Below are 18,893 nucleotides of genomic sequence, written 5' to 3' on the forward strand. Positions count from 1 at the left end.
TGTCCTGAAAGACATCGGTCGGTCTCGGTGCACAGAATCGAAGGGTGAGGAGTCATCGGCATGTCCGAGAAGGTGATCGCCGTAGTGGGTGCTACGGCGACGGGCAAGTCCGATCTGGCAGTGGCCTTGTCGCTCCATCTGGGTGGTGAGGTCGTCAACGCCGATGCCTCGCAGCTGTACCGGGGCATGGATATCGGCACGGCGAAGCTTCCCTTCCCCGCGCGTCGAGGCATTCCTCACCATCAGATCGATGTTCTGGAGATCACTCAGGACGCTGCTGTCGCCGCATACCAGAGCGCGGCCCGGGCCGATATCGAGAGTGTGCTTGCCCGCGGCCGGATACCGGTGGTCTGTGGGGGGTCTGGGCTGTACGTACGAGCAGCACTGGATGTCCTGGAGATCCCACCGACCGATGCCGCTGTCAGGGCGAGATGGGAAGAACGACTCGACGACGAGGGCGTCGAGTTCCTCTTCTCTGTCCTCGCAGTTCAAGACCCGACGGCCGCAGCGAAGATCGACCCCCGCAACGGGCGGAGGATCGTTCGGGCCTTGGAAGTCATCGAGCTCACCGGCCGGCCTTTCTCAGCCACGATGCCGCGACGTGAGTACGTGTTGCCGACGATCCAACTGGGATTGCGTGCTGCGCGTCCGGTTCTGGATGAACGTATCGAGCGGCGTACTCGCCGGATGTGGGCTGACGGATTGCTCGAGGAGGTCGAAGCCCTGGAGAGGGCCGGTTTGTCCGGCACTCGGACGGCTTCCCGGGCAGTGGGCTATGCCCAGGCCGCAGCGCAGCTCGCAGGCGACCTTTCCGAACAGGAAGCGATCGAGGACACCGTCCGCGCGACCAGGCGGCTGGTCCGTCGGCAGGAGTCGTGGTTCGGGGCCGATCCGCGGATCGCCTGGGTGGACGCCTGCGGCTCCGATGTGCTCGCGTCGGCGCTTGAAGCGATCGACTCAGCTTCCTGAATCACCAGGACATCGGCATCCACTCACCAGGCTTCCGGAGAGAGCGGCTTCGCAGACCGGGATACGGCCGTCGACAACGTTGTCGCGGGCTGCACGTCAGAATGGGACGGTGACGAAGAATGCGCAGTCGACCCTTCCCTTCACGAAGGGACATGGCACGGAGAACGATTTCGTGGTGGTGCCTGATTTCACCGGCGAGCGAGACCTCGATACGGAGCTGGTACGCAAACTGGCCGACCGGAGAGCAGGGATCGGCGCGGACGGGGTCATCCGAGTGGTTCGTACAGAGCAGGCCGCCGAGGCTCTGGTGCGGGCGCAGGCCGCTGAGGCCGAATGGTTCATGGACTACCGCAATGCGGATGGCAGCATCGCGGAGATGTGTGGCAATGGCACCAGGGTCTTCGCTGCTTACCTCATCAGAGAAGGTCTGGTTGAGGAGTCGGAATTTGCGATCGCGACGCGGGCCGGGGTCAAGAAGGTCAGCGTGGTGGGAGACCGGATCGCCGTGAATCTCGGCCCCTGGCGGGTGCTGGATCAGGAGCGGTTCGCTACGGACGGACATGACGCCGTTGTCGCGCTGCACCAGTCTGAGCCGTGGCCGGGCCTGTCGATGGACCTGGGAAATCCGCATACGGTCGTCGCGCTTCCTGATGACATCGATCTGTCCGCCTTGGACCTCTCGGTGATGCCTTCGGTGATCCCGGTTCCACCGCACGGCACCAATGTGGAACTAGCGCAGGTGACCGGCTCGAATCGGCTGCAGATGAGGGTCTTCGAGCGCGGGGTCGGCGAGACCAGGTCGTGCGGTACCGGGGCATGTGCCACAGCGCTCGCATTCATGCTGTGGAGTGGTGAGCCGCATGCGCACGAGCAGTGGCAGGTCGATCTGCCGGGTGGTTCGGTGCAGGTGACGGCGCTGCCTGGTGGGGAAGTGGAGTTGGCAGGTCCTGCGGAACTGGTGGCAGACGGGGTCTTCGTTCTCGGCTGAGCCGGGCCGGGGTCAGCGGCCCAGCGATTCTGCTCAGGCCGGATCTATCCAGGAGTCGTTCGGCTCCCGACGTACCCGCAGAACCCGGAATCCCTTCGCCGAGGCGTATCTGTCGACGTGGTAGCTCGAGGAGAGGGTGCCGTTCAGCCAGGATTGGAGAGAGTCGGCGCCGAGATTCTTCTGCACCACCAGGTAGGCCGTTCCACCAGGAGCGAGTCGCGGTAACCAGGTGGACAGCAAAGTGTGGAGCGCGGCTTTGCCGATCCGGATCGGAGGATTCGACCAGATCACGTCGAAGGTGGCTTCTTTATCCACCTGTTCCGGGAGGGCTGTTCGGACGTGGGTGAGTCCGAGCGATTGCGCATTGTCTGAGGTCAGAGCCAGCGCACGCTCGTTGACGTCGACGGCCCACACCGTCGCTTCGGGGGAGTGCATGGCGAGGGTCAGCGCAATCGGTCCCCATCCGCAGCCCAGGTCGAGGAAGGTGCCTTCCCGCGGTGGCTGAGGAGCTTCACGCAAGAGGACAGAGGTGCCCAGGTCGAGTCGATCGGTGGAGAAGACGCCGTTGGCGGTCCAGACGGAGACCTCGTGGCCTGCTAGACGGATGCGTAGTTGCCTACGTTCTTCGGTCACCTCCGGGCGGGCGGAGAAATAGTGCTGGGCAACGGCTTTCGGCGGAGTGCTCGGCTCTGGCCGGTTCTGCGGTCGGGTGGGGGTGATGTCGTTCACGGCCGTGTCCTGATCCGGGGAGACGAGAGGAGACATGCGGTCTGCTCGCATGCCGATGACAGTGGCTGACCTTCGTCCGGCGAAGGCCACACGAGTCCCATGCTAGTGCTGCTCAACGCCGAAAACGTGAGGCAGGCTGACGGCACCGTTGTCTTTGAGTGGCTGCCCGGAAGAAATCGAGTGGCTGTGTACGAGGTGGTCATGACACCCTGGAGTCACCATGACGCAACCCGATGACATCTTCTCCACCCGTGCCAGCGCTCTTGCCGATGACGACGACTGGCATCGTCACGACCCTGACTTCGTGTCCTACGACGGTGATCAGCTTGAACGTGAAGAACGAGCTGCGATGCGCCGAGTGGGTGGGTTGTCCACCGAGCTGGAAGACATCACAGAGGTCGAGTATCGCGAACTCCGCTTGGAGAAGGTGGTCCTGGCTGGGGTGTGGTCATCTGGGTCCGTTGAGGACGCAGAGAATTCGCTCCGGGAGCTCGCTGCTTTGGCTGAGACGGCCGGTTCTCAGGTGATGGCAGGGCTCCTCCAGCGACGACAGCGTCCGGACGCGGCGACGTTCTTGGGCTCGGGCAAGGCCGAGGAACTGCGGGATGTCGTCGTGAACGAGGGCGCCGACACGGTGGTCTGTGACGCCGAGCTGTCGCCCAGCCAACGTCGCGCGCTGGAGGACATCGTCAAGGTCAAGGTCATCGACCGGACCGCACTGATTCTGGACATCTTTGCCCAGCATGCGAAGTCGCGGGAAGGTAAAGCACAGGTCGAGTTGGCCCAGCTGCAGTATCTTCTCCCTCGACTGCGCGGCTGGGGTGAGTCGATGTCCAGACAGGCCGGAGGCCAGGCCGCTGGCGGTATGGGCATGGGGTCACGTGGTCCTGGTGAGACAAAGATCGAACTCGACCGGCGCCGTATCAACTCGAGGATGGCGAAACTCCGCCGGGAGATCCGGCACATGAAGACCACCCGAGACGTGAAACGTGGTGCGCGACGGGGAAACCAGGTTCCTGCCGTGGTTCTCGCCGGTTACACCAATGCTGGTAAGTCCTCGCTGCTGAACCGGCTGACCGGAGCAGGCGTCCTTGTCGAAAATGCTTTGTTCGCAACTTTGGATCCCACCGTGCGTAAAGCGGTCACGCCGGACGGGCGCCCTTATACCCTCTCCGACACGGTGGGTTTCGTCCGGTCGCTGCCCCACCAGCTGGTGGAGGCCTTCAGATCGACGTTGGAGGAGGTCGCCGACGCAGACGTTCTTCTCCATGTGGTGGACGGATCGCACCCGGATCCCTTTGCGCAGGTTGCTGCGGTCCGTGAAGTGCTGGCCGAGGTGATGGCCTCCGGCGCGGAAAAGGCCAGGCTGAACGCCGACGAGGAATCAGACACGGTGGCCAAGGACGCATGGTCCTCCGATCCTCGTGACCGGGCGGCGCGCAAGGACGGTGCCGAGATACGCACTGGGCCTCGGGAGATCGTGGTGGTGAACAAGGCTGACCTGGCGGACAGCGAGACCCTTCAGCAGCTGGTCCGTCGTGAACGTGACTGTCTGGTGGTCTCGGCGCGCACCGGCGAAGGCATGGAAGCTCTGATCGAGCGGATCGCGGCAGAGATCCCGCGTCCTCAGATCGATCTGACAGTGCTGATTCCTTACGATCGCGGAGAACTGGTCCATCGGGTGCATGAGCAGGCTGATGTCCTCCGTGAGGAACACATCGCCGAGGGCACCCGTTTGCAGGTCCGGGTATTGCCGGATCTGGCGGGTGAACTGTCACCTTTTGTGACAACCAGCTCCTGAACATCGCACGTCGTGACGGTGAGGCGGCCCCACCCGGCGGTAGGGCCGCCTCTTCCTGCCGGTTTTCGTCGTGTCGGCAGGGGCCCGGTCGCCCATTAGGGTGGTCCGGTGTCCACGCCTCCTGATTGCCGAATGCTGCTGAACACCGTCGTTTCCACGATGGGTGGGCGGGAACGCGCTGGTCAGCTGCAGATGGCGCAGGCAGTCGAAGCCGCCGTGGACACCCAACGGCATCTTCTGGTCCAGGCAGGAACCGGGACCGGTAAGTCCTTGGCTTACCTGGTCCCTGCTGTCGCACATGCCTTCGCTACGGGGAAACCCGCAGTGGTGGCGACGGCGACTTTGGCCTTGCAGTCGCAGATCGTCGACGGGGATCTTCCCCGGCTTGCCGAAGCACTCCGTCCGACGCTGGGGCGTGAACCCACCTGCGTCCTCGTCAAGGGGCGGCGGAACTACGTGTGCAGGTACAAGACCGATGGAGGTCTGCCTGACGATGACGAGGGGACGCTGCTGTCGGTAGGGGAGGTCGACAAGCAGTCGTCCTGGTTGGGTAAAGAAGTCCTCCGCCTGCGGGAGTGGGCGGGGCAGACTGATTCGGGTGACCGGGACGAACTGGTCCCCGGTGTGTCCGAACGTGCTTGGCATCAGGTATCGGTGAGTGCCCGCGAATGTCTCGGCGGGGCCTGCCCGGTCCGGGACGATTGTTTCGTTGAGATAGCCCGGGCTCGCGCCCAGGACGTCGATGTCGTCGTGACCAATCACTCCTTCATGGCGATCGACGCCTTCGAAGGCCGGCAGCTGTTGCCCGAGCACGATCTGCTCGTCGTCGATGAGGCGCATGAGCTGGTGGACCGGGTGACTGCCACCATCACCGACGAACTGACCTCCGGCATGGTGGAGAGCGCGGCCCGCAAAGCGGGACGGTTGGCCGATACTGCTGAACTCGTCGAAAGCGCAGAGGCGTTGCGGCAGGCTTTGGAGTCGCTGCCGGAAGGACGCCTGCGAATACTTCCTGAGGAGCTGGCCCAAGCCCTGGGCAGCGTGTTGGAGAGCTCGAGGGATGTCCAGTCCCAATTGAAAGCGGACGGCAGCGGGAAGAACGACCCCGGAAGTAATAGCGACCGGTTGTTGGCCCGGTCCGCAGTCGAAGAGATCTTCGAGGTGTGCGACCGCATTCTCGCCGGGCGTGAGATCGATGTTCTCTGGTCAGGCGAGGACCTGCGCAGAGGAATGGTCCTCCGAGTAGCTCCGTTGAGCGTGGCGATGATGATGAGGGAAAAGGTCTTCCAGGAACGGACCGTCGTCCTCACCTCGGCGACCTTGGAGCTCGGTGGCTCTTTCGACAGCGTGGCAGGCGTTCTCGGTCTGCAGGGGGAGGACGCACCTCATTGGGACGGGCTCGATGTCGGGAGCCCCTTCGACTATCGGCGACAGGCCATGGCTTATGTGGCTCGACACGTACCTGCGCCTACCCGGGAAGGCGCATCCCCGGTCGCGATGGACGAGATCGAGGCTTTGATCCGCTCTGCAGGGGGACGCACCCTAGGGTTGTTCTCCTCGATGAGGGCTGCCAGAGCGACCACCGAGGAGATGCGTGAACGACTGGGAGAGGACTATCCGATCCTCTGCCAAGGAGACGATCAGACCCCCACTCTGGTAAGGGAGTTCGCCTCCGATGCGCGGACCTGCCTGTTTGGCACGCTTTCCCTCTGGCAGGGAGTCGATGTCCCGGGGTCGGCCTGCCAACTGGTGATCATCGACCGGATTCCTTTTCCTCGCCCTGACGACCCTTTGGCGAGCGCACGCAGTGAGGAGGTGAGCCGTCGGGGCGGCAACGGTTTCATGGCGGTTTCGGCGACACATGCTGCGCTCCGCCTTGCACAGGGGGTGGGTCGTCTGATCCGACGTGATGACGACCGAGGGGTGGTGGCTTTCCTCGATTCACGCATGCTGACCGCGCGTTACGCAGGCTTTCTGCAAAGTTCGCTCCCTCCTTTCTGGGCAACGACCGACCGCGAGCTGGTGCTGGGAGCCTTGGACCGTCTGGACCGGACGGCCGCTCCGGTGGTGCCGCTACGGGAGCGGTCCTAGCCGGGCAGGACATGGCAGGCTGGGAGGATGCCTGCTGTTGTCTCTCCACCGCCGACCGTTCCGCCTTGTGTGCTGGTCCTGGGTCCTGAGGAATTATTGGCCCGGCGTGCGGTGTCCGATACCTTGGCGGTCCTTCGCGCTGAGGATCCGCAGATCGATGTGGTTCGGCTCTCGGCCATCACCTACGAACCGGGGCAGCTGTCAGTTCATGTCAGTCCGTCCTTGTTCGGGGGTCGTACCGCGGTGGTCATTCCCGATGCGGACGAGGCCAGGGAGGATCTGCAGAAAGAGCTGCTGTCCTATCTGGAGTGTCCTGCCGAACATGTGACTCTTGTGGTGGGGCACCGGGGAGGCAACCGGGGCAAAAAGATCGTGGACACCATGAAGAAGCGCAAAGCTCGGGTGTTGGAGGCCCCGGCAGTCAAGTCAGATCGAGACAAATCAGACTTCGTGGTGAACGAATTCCGCAGCAACCGGCGAAAAATCACCTCGGAGGCCGTGCGGGCGCTGGTGGAGGCGGTGGGCAAGGACCTTTCAGAGCTGGCTTCGGCCTGCGCTCAGCTGATCGCGGACACCCAAGGGACGGTCGATGAGTCCGTGGTGGAGACCTATCACGGGGGGAAGGTCGAAGCCACAGGGTTCAGAGTGGCTGATGCGGCTGTCGCCGGGCAGCAGGGAGAGGCCCTGGCACTGGCCAGGCACGCCATGGCTGCGGGAGTCGACCCGGTACCGATCGTTGCTGTGCTGGCGTTGCAGCTTCGACAACTGGTGAAAGTGGCAGGCGCACCCCGTGGATCGGGGGCTTCCCTGGCCAAGGACTTGGGTATGGCACCTTGGCAGATCGATCGAGCGCGTCGCTCATTGTCGGGGTGGGATGCCCACGGCTTGGGAGTGGCGATTCAGGCGGTGGCTGCTGCCGACTACGCGGTCAAAGGTGGCGGGCGTGACCCGCGCTATGCCGTGGAGCGTTGCCTCGTCCAGATCTGCCAGGCACGTCGAGGGTGAGTGGCGGGGATCCGCGCTGTCAGCAGCGGATCCCCGCCAGGAACCAGCTTTTTCCCTGGTGGCTTGGGGCATGCCGCTCGACGCTGGTAACGTTGAAGGTCGCGTGTGCGCCCAGGTCGTGTGCATCACGCAATCCGTAGCTCGTCCTTGGCCGGAGGTGACCACCCTCCGGAGGTGAGGCCGGGCCTGCCGCAGGCGGCAGTCGATCGACCAGGAGAGATTCGTGGCCAATATCAAGTCCCAGATGAAGCGCATCAAGACCAACGCCAAGCGCACCGAGCGCAACAAGGCGTACAAGTCCGAGCTGCGCACGTGGATCCGCAAGTTCCGTGAGGCTGCCGCCGCAGGCGACAAGGAAACCGCCACGGAAGCGCTGCGCCTGGCGAGCAAGAAGCTCGACAAGGCCGTGAGCAAGGGCGTCATCCACAAGAACCAGGCCGCCAACAAGAAGTCGGCGATGGCCAAGGTTCACGCCAAGCTGTGACCTGAGCTGCCTTCGTGGCAGTTCTCACGATGGTCGTACGCCCCAGAGGCGTGCGGCCATCGGCTTTTCTCCGCCCGACTCGTCGCAGGGTTCCAGCCTGCGGGAGGAAGACCGAATCCTCGGAGGACGGTAGAGTCCTCGCCATCATGAGCACCACTTACCTCGTCGGCTCTCTCGCCGCTGTGTCTGCTCTCGCCTGTTGGTATTCCGCGGCGAAGGGTGTCCAAATCATCTACCGCCCTACAAAGGTCGGAACCTTGGTTCTGCTCGTCGCGCTCGCGGCGAGTATGGGAGCTGCGGACAGTCTCCACGGGTGGGCCTTGCTGGTGGGATTGTCCTGTGGGCTGGTCGGCGACGTTCTTCTCCTGAGGAAGGACAACAGAGCTTTCCTCGCCGGGCTGTCCGCTTTTCTCCTCGGCCATCTGTGTTACGTGGTGGTGTTCGCGGTCTCGTGGTTGCATCCGGTGAACGCTCTTCTGGCTGCTGTGCTGGTCTCGCCTTTCGCGGTGCTCTCGTTGACTCGGGTGCGGAGCGGCGCCGGGCAGCGGTCCGGTTCGGTGATGGCTTATGCGACGCTCGGTTACGGCTCGATCCTGTCGGTGATGGCGATCGCGGCGGGGGCCACCGGCCAGCCGTTGACCTTGGCGGGCGGGGTGCTCTTCGTCGTTTCTGACACTGTCCTGGCTCTGGACCGCTTCGATGCGCCGCGTCCATATGCCGGGGTGGTGGTGATCATGACCTATCAGTTGGCGCAGGCGTTCATCGTGCTGGGCTCCTTGTCGTGACCACAAGGAGAAAGGCGCGTGTTCGCTTGAGGGTGGCTGCGCTAGCCTGGGCTCATGCGTAGCCTGCTGCTCCTTAGGTAGCCGCGTCGACTTTCCCGGGTCTCGACGCGGCTGGCCCCCTGGGCGGGGGTCTTTTCCATGTCAGAAGGTCGTACCCGGCGTCGGTGGCGACATGAGGTGTCGCACGCATCCGCACGAGCGAGCGAGGACGAAGAGCGATGAATGAGACCCCCTTCCGGTACACAGCTCAGCTGGCCGGTCAGATCGAGACGGCTTGGCAGGACCGCTGGGAGGAGGAACGGATCTTCCATGCTCCGAACCCGTCGGGTCCCTGGGCCGATCCTGACGGTGTAGCCGGACGGGACAAGCTCTTCGTGATGGACATGTTCCCGTATCCCTCCGGTGCCGGGCTGCATGTCGGACATCCTCTGGGCTACATCGCGACGGATGTCTTTTCCCGTTACCAGCGGATGACCGGGAAAAATGTGCTGCATTGCCTGGGCTATGACGCCTTCGGTCTGCCTGCGGAACAGTACGCGGTCCAGACCGGACAGCACCCTCGGATCACGACCGAGGAGAACATCGGGACGATGAAGCGACAGCTGCGGCGGCTGGGCCTGGGCCATGACGACCGGCGTTCGGTGTCGACCATCGATGAGGACTTCTACCGGTGGACCCAGTGGATCTTCCTGCAGGTGTACAACAGCTGGTACGACGAGCATGCTCCTCGACGGTCCGGTGAGGGCACCGGTCGCGCGCGTCCTATCTCTGATCTGGTGGAGAAATACAGCCAAGGTGAGCTGCCGACCCCGGATGGGCGCAGCTGGGCAGATCTGACTCCTCAGGAGAAACACGAGATCATCGACGACCACAGGCTGGCCTATGTCTCGGCAGCCCCGGTCAACTGGTGTCCGGGGTTGGGGACGGTGCTCTCCAACGAGGAGGTCACCAACGACGGACGCTCTGAGCGGGGAAACTTCCCGGTGTTCAAGCGGAGCCTGTCGCAGTGGATGATGCGGATCACTGCTTACGCCGACCGCCTGGTGGACGACCTGGATCGGATGGACTGGCCGGAGCCGGTCAAGCTGATGCAGCGCAACTGGATCGGCCGGAGCAATGGCGCCCAGGTGACTTTCCGCGCTGAGTCCGCAGACGGAAGCTCCCGGCCGGTCGAGGTGTTCACCACCCGGCCGGATACCTTGTTCGGCGCAACTTTCATGGTGCTGGCCCCTGAACATCCGCTGGTCGACGAGCTGACCCCGTCCGGTTCTTGGCCCGAAGGGATTCCCGCGGTCTGGACTGGGGGTGCTAGCGGACCTGCGGAGGCTGTGGCGGCCTATCGTCGAGCGGCTTCCCGCAAGAGCGATGTCGAGCGCCAGTTGGACAGCAGTCAGAAGACCGGCGTCTTCACCGGCGCTTATGCGGTCAACCCGGTGGACGGCCGACAGGTACCCGTCTTCATCGCCGACTATGTCCTGATGGGATATGGCACCGGGGCGATCATGGCCGTGCCTGCTCACGACGAGCGAGATTTCGCTTATGCCCAGGCTTTCGAGCTGCCGGTCATCGATGTCGTCAGCCCGACGGTCGATGGCATCGCAGATCCGTCCTGGCCCGGTTCAGCTGCATCCGGTGCGGCATTCTGCGGTGACGGCGTGGCGGTGAACAGTTCCTGTGGCGACCTGACGGTCGACGGGCTGACCGTCGGGGAAGCCAAAGCGCGGACGATTGACTGGTTGGAGAAGAACGAGCTCGGTCACGGGACTGTGACCTACCGTTTGCGTGACTGGCTGTTCAGCCGTCAGCGGTACTGGGGCGAGCCTTTCCCGATCGTCTATGACGAGGACGGGCAGGCGCACGCATTGCCGGAGTCGATGTTGCCGGTGCTGCTGCCTGAGGTCCCCGACTACAGCCCGAAGACTTTTGCCGCGGATGACGCCGATTCCTCCCCGGAGCCGCCGTTGTCCCGTGCCCAGGAATGGGTCGACGTCGAACTCGACCTCGGTGACGGTCCTCGCCGCTACCATCGGGAGACGAACACCATGCCCAACTGGGCCGGTTCCTGCTGGTACGAACTGCGTTATCTGGACCCGGCCAATGACTCGATGCTGGTGGATCCGCAGGTCGAGGAATATTGGATGGGACCGCGTTCGACCACGGTGGTCGGAGCACCCGCCGGGGCCTGCGATCCCGGTGGCGTCGACCTCTACGTCGGCGGTGTCGAGCACGCGGTACTGCATCTGCTGTACAGCCGTTTCTGGCACAAGGTTCTTTTCGATCTGGGCCATGTCAGCAGCGAAGAACCCTTCCGCCGGTTGTTCAACCAGGGCTACATCCAGGCCTTCGCCTACACCGACGAACGAGGCCAGTATGTCCCGGCAGCAGAGGTGGAGGAGGTTCCCTCTGCGGACGGTAACGACGAGCCGTCCTACTTCTGGCAGGGGCAGCCGGTGAACCGTGAGTACGGGAAGATGGGCAAGTCGCTGAAAAATGTGACCACCCCGGACGACATGTACGAACGGTACGGGGCAGACACCTTCCGGGTGTATGAGATGAGCATGGGTCCTTTGGAGGTCTCTCGGCCTTGGGAGACCCGAGCGGTGGTCGGCGCACAACGTTTCCTCCAGCGGCTGTGGCGCAATGTGATCGACGAGGTGACCGGCGAGGTTCGGGTCGTCGACCAGCCGATGGGCGAGGCCACGGCCAGGTTGGTCGCACGGACCGCTGACGGGGTCGCCGCCGACTACGCGGCTCTGCGGTTCAACACTGCCATCGCCAAGTTGATCGAGCTGAACAATGGTTTGACCCGGCTCGGTGAGGTGCCTCGGGAGGCTGCTGAACAGCTGGTGTTGATGGTGGCCCCGGTGGCTCCGCATATCGCAGAGGAGCTGTGGTCTCGCTTGGGCCATGCAGAATCGCTGACTTTCGTCTCCTTCCCGCAGGCAGATCCGAAAATGCTGGTCGAAGACACCGTGACCTGTGTGATTCAGATCCAGGGGAAGGTCCGGGACCGGATCGAGGTCCCGGCAGACATCACGGCTGACGCACTCGAAGAGCTCGCTCTGGCCACGGAACGAATCTCCGGCATACTCGAGGGCAGAACAGTGCGCAAGGTCATCGTGCGGGCTCCTCAGCTGGTCAACATCGTCGCCAGCTGACCCGGCTCACGCCTTGGGCCGTATCGCAGTTGTCACCGACTCGACGGCCTGCTTGCCGCAGGAAGCAACACGGCAAGCAGGCCTGACAGTTGTACCGCTCACCGCTTCGGTGGGGGTCGACAGCTATGTCGATGGTATCGATCGTCCTGGGGAGGAACTGAACCGAGATCTGGGAAGGAGCGGTCGAGTCATGACCTCTCGTCCGTCCCCTCAGGTTTTTCTGGACCATTACGAACGGTTGGCGGAGGCCGGAGCGTCCGAGGTCCTCAGCATTCACCTCTCCTCGGCTTTGTCCGGTACCTATGATTCGGCACGGATCGCTGGTCAGGTCGCTTCCCTGCCTGTCCATACCGTCGATTCGGCGACGATGGGCGCAGGGCTGGGGAATGCGGTGATGGACGCGCTTGCTTGCGTCTCCGCCGGGGGGAGTTCTTCAGAAGCGGCTGCGGTGGCAACCGAGTCGGGGAGAACTACTCGAGTTCTCTTCTGCGTGGCTTCTTTGGACTTTCTGCATCGTGGGGGACGCATTGGCGCTGCCTCGGCCTTCCTCGGCGCTGCCTTGTCGATCCGTCCGGTGCTGGAGCTGTCCGCGGGGCGGATCATGCCCCTGGAGAAGACTCGGACCATGAAGCAGGCCGTGGCGCGGTTGACTGATCTGGTCGACCTCCAGCTGGGCAGAGACACAGCAGTGTATTCGCTGTTCGGGCCGCCACGAGTGGTTGTGCATCATGTGGCAGCTCCAGATCGGGCACGCATATTGGCGGATGCTTTATCTGCCAGATGTGCTGATCATGTGGCGGAGCCTCCGATGGTGCAGGAGCTGGGTCTGGTCGCTGCCGCCCATCTCGGACCGGGAGCTGTGGGGGTCGTCATCTCTCCGCCGAGACACCGATCAGGAAGATAGTCGTCCACAACCTCGCCCTGGGTGAACGGTCGGTCCCCAGGATTCTGGCGCTATCCGGTGGGTAGCGCCTCTCCTTGGCACCCTGACGGGCATGCGTTCGACCTCTCCTGCACCCCCGTCGACAGATCGTGTTCTTGCCCTGGTTCGGCGAGGCCGGCCGAAGCCTGCCGACGACCCTGTGGAAATAGTTCTTCAGCCGAACAGCGGTCCGGATCAGCCCATGGCAGGTGGTTCGACCGTGCCCGGTCCGGGCGAAGAACGAACGGTGACGAGATCCGGATCTCGGGTGCGTTTGCTGACTCTTCCCCCGATGTTGCAGAGTTCCCGAGTACGGCCTGCCTGGGGTGCGATAGGGGGATTGGCCGTGCTGGGCGTCCTCGTTGCTGTGGTGTTCGGGGTACGCGTATTCATGACCTCGTCCGCGGCAACGCCGACCCCGGTGGTCGCATCGAATAGACCTGGTGATCTGCGACAGCAGCAGAAGTCCATCCCTGAAGGGAAACAATCCGCGGCATCACCGGTGACGACGCCCACCTCCACCGGTTCGACGGCGGGGACACTGGTCGTCCATGTCGTCGGACAGGTGAAGAAACCCGGTGTGGTGCGTGCAGCGTCCGGGGCGCGGGTCGAGGAAGTGATCGCAGCCTCCGGCGGGTTGACCGCTCAAGCGGACACCCGACAGGTGAACCTGGCCAGGGTGGTGTCCGACGGCGAGCAGGTGGTGGTCCCTGCTCACGGTGAGCTTCTCCCTCCGGGTCAAGGTGGGGGCGCATCTGGGGGGCCGGGAGGAAAGAGCTCCGCAGCACCAGGAAAGATCAACGTGAACACCGCCGATGCCACCGCCTTGGACGCTCTGCCTGGAGTAGGTCCGGTGACCGCTCGACGCATCGTGGAATGGCGGCAGTCCCACGGCAGGTTCAGTTCCTTGAAAGAGCTGCAGGAGATCCCGGGAATAGGGCCCAAGCTCGTCGAACAGATCATGCCGCTTGTCAGCCTCTGACATGGGGTCCTCGACCTCTCCAGAGGCACTGGATCTTCGGCTGGTGTTTCCTGCCGCAGTGGGCTGGCTGTCACTGGTCATCATGCTGCCCCATCGCCCAGCCACCATGTGGGTCGGCGCGGCGGCTGCGTCCTGTCTGGGCTTATCGATGTGGTGGTGGCGTCGCGGCGGTGCCTGGTCGGCACCGGCGACATCGGCTGCTGTCGTCACCGCCGTGTTGCTGACAGCTGGTGCGGCAGGAAGCGCCATCCGGGAAAGCGGAGGGATGGTGGATCTGGCCGCGCAGAAAGCTGTGGTCACTCTTGAGGGAAAGTTGGTCACCGATCCTCGAAGAACCAGTGACCAGGGCGGAGATCGGCCTGCGCGGTGGACGGCTCGAGTGCAGGTCGACCAGGTGGAAGCTCGGGGGAGCCGCCACCAGCTGAACGCTACAGTCCTGGCGATCGGGTCAACGCAATGGTCCGAGCGTCGTTGGCAGGAGAGAGTGCGTCTGTCCGGTCGGCTGATGCCGGCCGATCCCGGCCAGGATGTCATCGCCTTGGTCACCGTTCATGAGGGCGTGGAGCGGTTGTCCGCTCCAGGAGTGATTGCTGACCTGGCCGAGCACGTCCGTTCTGCCCTCCGGTCTGCCTCCAGTGCTCTGCCTGGAGATGCACCTGGGCTCCTGCCTGGTCTGGTGATCGGCGACACGGGGCAGGCTTCAGAACGACTGATCGCTGACATGAAGACCACGGGGATGACCCATCTTTCCGCGGTGAGTGGGTCGAATGTGGCTATCGTGTTGGCAGCAGCGCTGGCTGTTGCTCGCCAGGCTCGCCTTCCTCGACGGTTCAGGCCGATGATCGCTGCCTTGTTATTGGCTGTTTTCGTCGTCATGGCGCGCCCTGAGCCCAGCGTGATCCGAGCTGCGGTCATGGGCGCAGTCGGCCTGGTCGGGATGCAGACGTCCCGGAAAGGCGGCGGATTGCCGGCCTTGGGCACGGCGATGATCCTGTTGCTCCTGATCGACCCGTGGCTGGCGAGATCCTATGGGTTCGCATTGAGCGTGACCGCCACGGCAGGTTTGCTCGTGTTCGCCGGTCCGTGGAGCAGAGGGATCGCTCGTCGCCTGCCTGATCGGCTGTCTTTCCTCGGCGAGATGATCGCCATTCCGGTCGCGGCCCAGTTGGTCTGTGCCCCGTTGATCGTTCTGTTGTCCGGTTCGATCAGCACGGTCGGCATCATCGCCAATATGGTGGTGGCACCATTGGTGGCTCCGGCTACCGTCTTGGGCGTGGCCTCGGCGGTGGTTTCTTCCTTCCATGTCGGGGCAGGAACCGTGATCGCCTGGGGAGCTGCGGTGCCGGTTCTCGGCATCGCCGAAGTGGCCCATCGATGCGCCCGAGTCCCGTTCGCATCGGTGCCTTGGCCTGGGGGAATATCCGGGGCCTTGCTTTTGGGTGGGTTGACCGTCGTCGGGGTCGCCCTCTTTCCCTGGCTTCGACAGTTCGGATCTCGGTGTCCACTTGCCGTGATCGGTGTAGTGGCGCTGGTAGCAGCCGGATCGTTCCCGGTCGGTTCCAGCTCCTGGCCGCATCCGCAGTGGTCTTTCGTGGCCTGTGACGTAGGCCAAGGTGATGCCTTGCTTATCCGTTCGGGGGAGAGCTCTGCGGTACTGGTCGATGCGGGTCCGGTAGACAGCAGGGTGGGTGACTGCCTGACCCGGTTGAAGATCGACAGATTGGACGCCGTCGTCCTGACCCATCTGGACCGGGACCACAGCGGAGGGATCGAGCAAGTGCTCCAGGGATGGGAGGTGCAGGAAATCCTGCTGGGAGTGGTCGATGATCCGGAGCAGGAAACTCGTCGGATCGTGGCGCTGTCCGAGGGTCACGGAGTAGCTCTCCGGCGCGTCTCGCCGGACGAGCAGCTCCATTGGAGTAGGGCCCGAGCACAAGTACGTCTCCCTGCGGCGCCTTTGACCGCGGGTTCTGTCACGAACAACAACTCTGTCGTCTTAGACGTTCGCGTGGATCATCTGCGGTTGGTGCTCTTGGCGGATGTCGAGCGAGAGGCTGCTGCAGCGCTACGCCGCAGGATCAGCAAAGAGGGGGTGGGAGAGCCTGTCGATGTGGTGAAAGTGGCGCACCATGGTTCGGCGAACCATGACCCGGAACTGTTGGAGCAGTTGTCGCCCAAGTCTTTCGTGCTCTCCGTAGGTGCCCGTAATACTTTTGGTCACCCTGCCCCGTCCTTGATGGGGACCTTGGCCAAGGTGGGCGCGCCGATCTACCGGACAGACCAGGGTGGTGACATCCTGTTCTGCGTTTCCGAGGGTGAACTCACCGTACTACGGCCCGGATCGTGACCGAGACCGGATCAGACGGGCATGGACGGTGGGCCGAGGCGCAGAAGACGGCCGGCGCTATCCGCCAGCGCTTGGACGGTGGCCTCGACGGCGGGGACTCGTTTGAGATCCGGTGTGGTCACGGCCATGACGGTCCGTTTCGACGGGGGGTCAATCGGCAGGATGTGCACACCCGGGTTGGAGGCGCTACGCAGGATCAGGTCCGGGATAAGCGCGACGCCCAATCCCGCAGCCACGAATCCGAGAACTGCTACGTAGTCGTCGGTCTCGAAGGTGACTTTCGGAGCGAACCCGGCTCTCGAGCAGACTTGGACCAGATGGCCACGGCACCGAGGGCATCCCGCAATCCACGTGTCATCAGCCAGCTGAGCTATGTGCGCCACGGATTCCTGGGCCAGGGGGTGATCGGTGGGAACGACGAGGCGGACCTCGTCTTCCAAGAGCACCTCGGTCTCGAAGAGGTCGAGGTCCTCTTCTCCTCGCCCCAGGTCGGTTCCTTCATAGGTGAAGGCCACCGCGATATCGCAGTCGCCGGCGCGCAGCGCGGCCAGGGACTCAGGTGGTTCGGCCTCGGCGAACCGGACGTGGACGTCCGGGTAGCGTTCTCGGACGAGGGCCAGGGCCTGCGGAACCAGAGTGGCTGAGCTGGATGGAAAGGCCATGAGCCGGACCCGGCCGGCGCGCAGGCCGGCAATCGCTGCCACCTCCTCTTCGGCGGACTCGAGGGCGGCGAGGACCCCGACAGCGTGCCGGGAGAGCACCTGGCCTGCTTCGGTGAGTCGAACGCTGCGTCCGACCCGCTCGACCAGAACCGTTCCGGTACGTTGCTCGAGCCGACGTACCATCTGGGAAATGGCGGGCTGGGAATATCCCAGGGCAGTGGCAGCGGCAGTGAAACTGCCTTCGTCGGCGATTGCTTTCATCACCCGTAAGCCAGCAGCGTCGATCATGAAAAGAGGATAACGCAGCGTTATCGACGGTGGGTTATCCGGAATCGCTGTCGACGAGCGGTATGCCGCCGAAATAGAACCCTGTCGACGGATCAGATGCGGCGCAGGACAGCTGTCACCCGTCCTAGGATCACGACGTCGTCAGCAAGGATCGGCTCATGGACGTCGTTGTGGGGAAGCAACCAGATGTGGCCATCGCGTCGACGGAAGGTCTTCACTGTGGCTTCGCCGTCAACCAAGGCAGCCACGATCTCCCCGCTCTCCGCAGAAGGCTGTTTCCGGACCACCACCCAGTCGCCATGGCAGATAGCGGCGTCGACCATGGAATCGCCGTCGACCTGGAGCAGGAATAGCTCTCCACTGCCGACGACTTGCCGGGGCAGGGCAAAAATGTCTTCCACGCTTTGTTCGGCGACAACGGGTGGACCTGCGGAGATTCTGCCCAGAAGGGGAGCGTAGACAGGCCGTGGCTGTGCTTCTGGAACGGCGGAGTGCAGCGTGGGTGGCGGGGAAGACCGCCGGGTCTGAGATGTCGGTGCGACGTCGACCACTTCGATTGCCCTAGGCCGGTTCTGATCTCGTTTCAGATAACCTTTGCGTTCCAGCCTGGAAAGTTGATGGGCAACGCTGCTGGGGCTGGTCAGGCCGACGGCTTCCCCGATCTCACGCAGACTGGGCGGGTATCCGCGCTGATGAACCGCGCTGCGGATAACTTCGAGGATGTCTTTCTGCCGGGGAGTCAGGGTGACCAGATGGCTGGCCTGTAGAGGACGACGGACCGGAGTGATGGGTTTCCCCTCCTCTGCGTCAGCAGCTCATCTGTACCAGCTGTGTCCGGGATCATCGGGGGTGCTCGAATAGTTTTCCTGAGCGCCCCGTAGCGGACACGCCTTCTCCAGCGGTACATAGTACTGGTGTTCGAGAAGAAGGGGTGGGTCAGTCGCGTAGCCGGTTGCTCGCCGTGTGCACGGTGAGGCTGGGAAAAGAGGTCACTCTGGAGGAAATGCCGGGTAGGGCCGTCCACGGTCCGCCATCGATGCGATAGTTCGCGCCGAGAGCGACGGTGACCGAGGGCACGTAGACACCTGCACTGCGATAGGCATGGCGGATATCACCGGAGGGATAGGTGCCGCCGAGCGAGAGGGTCGGGCCGCTGGAGTCGCCGTCTCCGAAGGCGTATTCGATCTGTTGCAATGTCACTGCGATATCAACCTGGTGTCCCAGGATGGACGCGGAATGGGTACTTCCTGGTCGGTGCCCTTGCGAAGGCCAGGCCATCTGGAAATAGACCGGCAGGTTGACGAGGCTCTGGTTGTCTACCGGCTGCATCGAGGGGACAGGGGTGGCGAAGGAAAGATTCGTGAAAGCGCGTTGGACATCGGCGACAGTGAGTTCTTTCCGAGGAGGCTCTCCGGTGAGCTCCTCCGGTGCGCAGGCCGAGCCGAGGTAGGTCCAACTGGTTTCCCCCTGTCTGCGCATGTAGACCCGCGAGAGATAACCCCGCCCATTTTTGCGTTTTGCACAGGGCTCCACGGCTGCGAGACAGAAGACAACCTCAGGGTTGGACGGTGAATTTTCCGGGCAGCTGGGAATATCTCGATATTCTGTGGGTGGAGTCCATTCGGTCGGGACTTCCGTACCGGGTACGGTCCGATTCCTCGGCGTGGACGGTCGGGGTGAGG

The 18,893-nt window shown here is 63.5% G+C and carries 15 protein-coding genes; 11 read left to right on the forward strand and 4 right to left on the reverse strand.

Translation table 11 applies throughout. The features are described from left to right. Positions 1–60 precede the first annotated feature (60 nt). Both miaA and dapF read left to right on the forward strand, forming a co-directional pair. A complete protein-coding gene (miaA, locus tag DX923_RS07120; protein ID WP_116113718.1) occupies positions 61–969 on the forward strand; it encodes a tRNA (adenosine(37)-N6)-dimethylallyltransferase MiaA in 909 nt (302 codons plus the stop codon). Positions 970–1,078: 109 nt separating this feature from the next. After that, positions 1,079–1,957 carry a diaminopimelate epimerase gene (gene dapF / locus DX923_RS07125; RefSeq protein ID WP_240322789.1) on the forward strand — a complete coding sequence of 293 codons (879 nt, stop codon included), beginning with the start codon at positions 1,079–1,081 and terminating at the stop codon, positions 1,955–1,957. 33 nt (positions 1,958–1,990) lie between these two features. Here the strand turns inward: dapF and DX923_RS07130 are convergent, their stop codons facing one another. Continuing rightward, positions 1,991–2,737 carry a class I SAM-dependent methyltransferase gene (locus tag DX923_RS07130; RefSeq protein ID WP_240322790.1) on the reverse strand — a complete coding sequence of 249 codons (747 nt, stop codon included), beginning with the start codon at positions 2,735–2,737 and terminating at the stop codon, positions 1,991–1,993. Positions 2,738–2,906: 169 nt separating this feature from the next. On the opposite strand from DX923_RS07130, the gene hflX reads away from it, so the two are divergent. From hflX to DX923_RS07175, 9 genes are all read left to right on the forward strand, one after another. Next, complete coding sequence (gene hflX, locus DX923_RS07135) at positions 2,907–4,487, forward strand: GTPase HflX (protein WP_116113721.1); 1,581 nt, start codon at positions 2,907–2,909, stop codon at positions 4,485–4,487. Between the two features lie 108 nt (positions 4,488–4,595). Then, positions 4,596–6,578 carry an ATP-dependent DNA helicase gene (locus DX923_RS07140; protein WP_116113722.1) on the forward strand — a complete coding sequence of 661 codons (1,983 nt, stop codon included), beginning with the start codon at positions 4,596–4,598 and terminating at the stop codon, positions 6,576–6,578. Positions 6,579–6,605: 27 nt separating this feature from the next. After that, entirely contained in the window at positions 6,606–7,583 is a 978-nt protein-coding gene (gene holA, locus DX923_RS07145) for a DNA polymerase III subunit delta (protein WP_116113724.1), read from the forward strand. 223 nt (positions 7,584–7,806) lie between these two features. Further along, positions 7,807–8,067: a 30S ribosomal protein S20 gene (rpsT, locus tag DX923_RS07150; RefSeq protein ID WP_116113725.1), complete on the forward strand. Its 261-nt coding sequence runs from the start codon at positions 7,807–7,809 to the stop codon at positions 8,065–8,067. 146 nt (positions 8,068–8,213) lie between these two features. Then, the gene (locus DX923_RS07155; protein WP_162872834.1) at positions 8,214–8,852 is read left to right on the forward strand and encodes a lysoplasmalogenase; all 639 of its coding nucleotides are present in this window, start codon (positions 8,214–8,216) and stop codon (positions 8,850–8,852) included. 218 nt (positions 8,853–9,070) lie between these two features. Further along, the gene (leuS, locus tag DX923_RS07160) at positions 9,071–12,010 is read left to right on the forward strand and encodes a leucine--tRNA ligase (RefSeq protein WP_116113728.1); all 2,940 of its coding nucleotides are present in this window, start codon (positions 9,071–9,073) and stop codon (positions 12,008–12,010) included. 52 nt (positions 12,011–12,062) lie between these two features. Beyond that, entirely contained in the window at positions 12,063–12,914 is an 852-nt protein-coding gene (locus DX923_RS07165; RefSeq protein WP_240322824.1) for a DegV family protein, read from the forward strand. A 220-nt stretch (positions 12,915–13,134) separates the two neighbouring features. Beyond that, a complete protein-coding gene (locus DX923_RS16675) occupies positions 13,135–13,914 on the forward strand; it encodes a helix-hairpin-helix domain-containing protein (protein ID WP_240322791.1) in 780 nt (259 codons plus the stop codon). 1 nt (position 13,915) lies between these two features. After that, complete coding sequence (locus tag DX923_RS07175; RefSeq protein WP_116113731.1) at positions 13,916–16,261, forward strand: ComEC/Rec2 family competence protein; 2,346 nt, start codon at positions 13,916–13,918, stop codon at positions 16,259–16,261. 11 nt (positions 16,262–16,272) lie between these two features. On the opposite strand, the gene DX923_RS07180 is transcribed toward DX923_RS07175, so the two are convergent. The 3 genes from DX923_RS07180 to DX923_RS16150 form a co-directional block, all read right to left on the reverse strand. After that, entirely contained in the window at positions 16,273–17,211 is a 939-nt protein-coding gene (locus DX923_RS07180; RefSeq protein WP_116113733.1) for a LysR family transcriptional regulator, read from the reverse strand. A 92-nt stretch (positions 17,212–17,303) separates the two neighbouring features. Beyond that, entirely contained in the window at positions 17,304–17,999 is a 696-nt protein-coding gene (lexA, locus tag DX923_RS07185) for a transcriptional repressor LexA (RefSeq protein ID WP_116113734.1), read from the reverse strand. A 148-nt stretch (positions 18,000–18,147) separates the two neighbouring features. After that, positions 18,148–18,690 (reverse strand): hypothetical protein, encoded by a 543-nt coding sequence (locus tag DX923_RS16150; RefSeq protein WP_162872836.1) that lies wholly within the window; start codon positions 18,688–18,690, stop codon positions 18,148–18,150. Positions 18,691–18,893 lie beyond the last annotated feature (203 nt).

It is taken from the genome of Austwickia chelonae (assembly GCF_003391095.1).
GTDB lineage: Bacteria > Actinomycetota > Actinomycetes > Actinomycetales > Dermatophilaceae > Austwickia > Austwickia chelonae_A.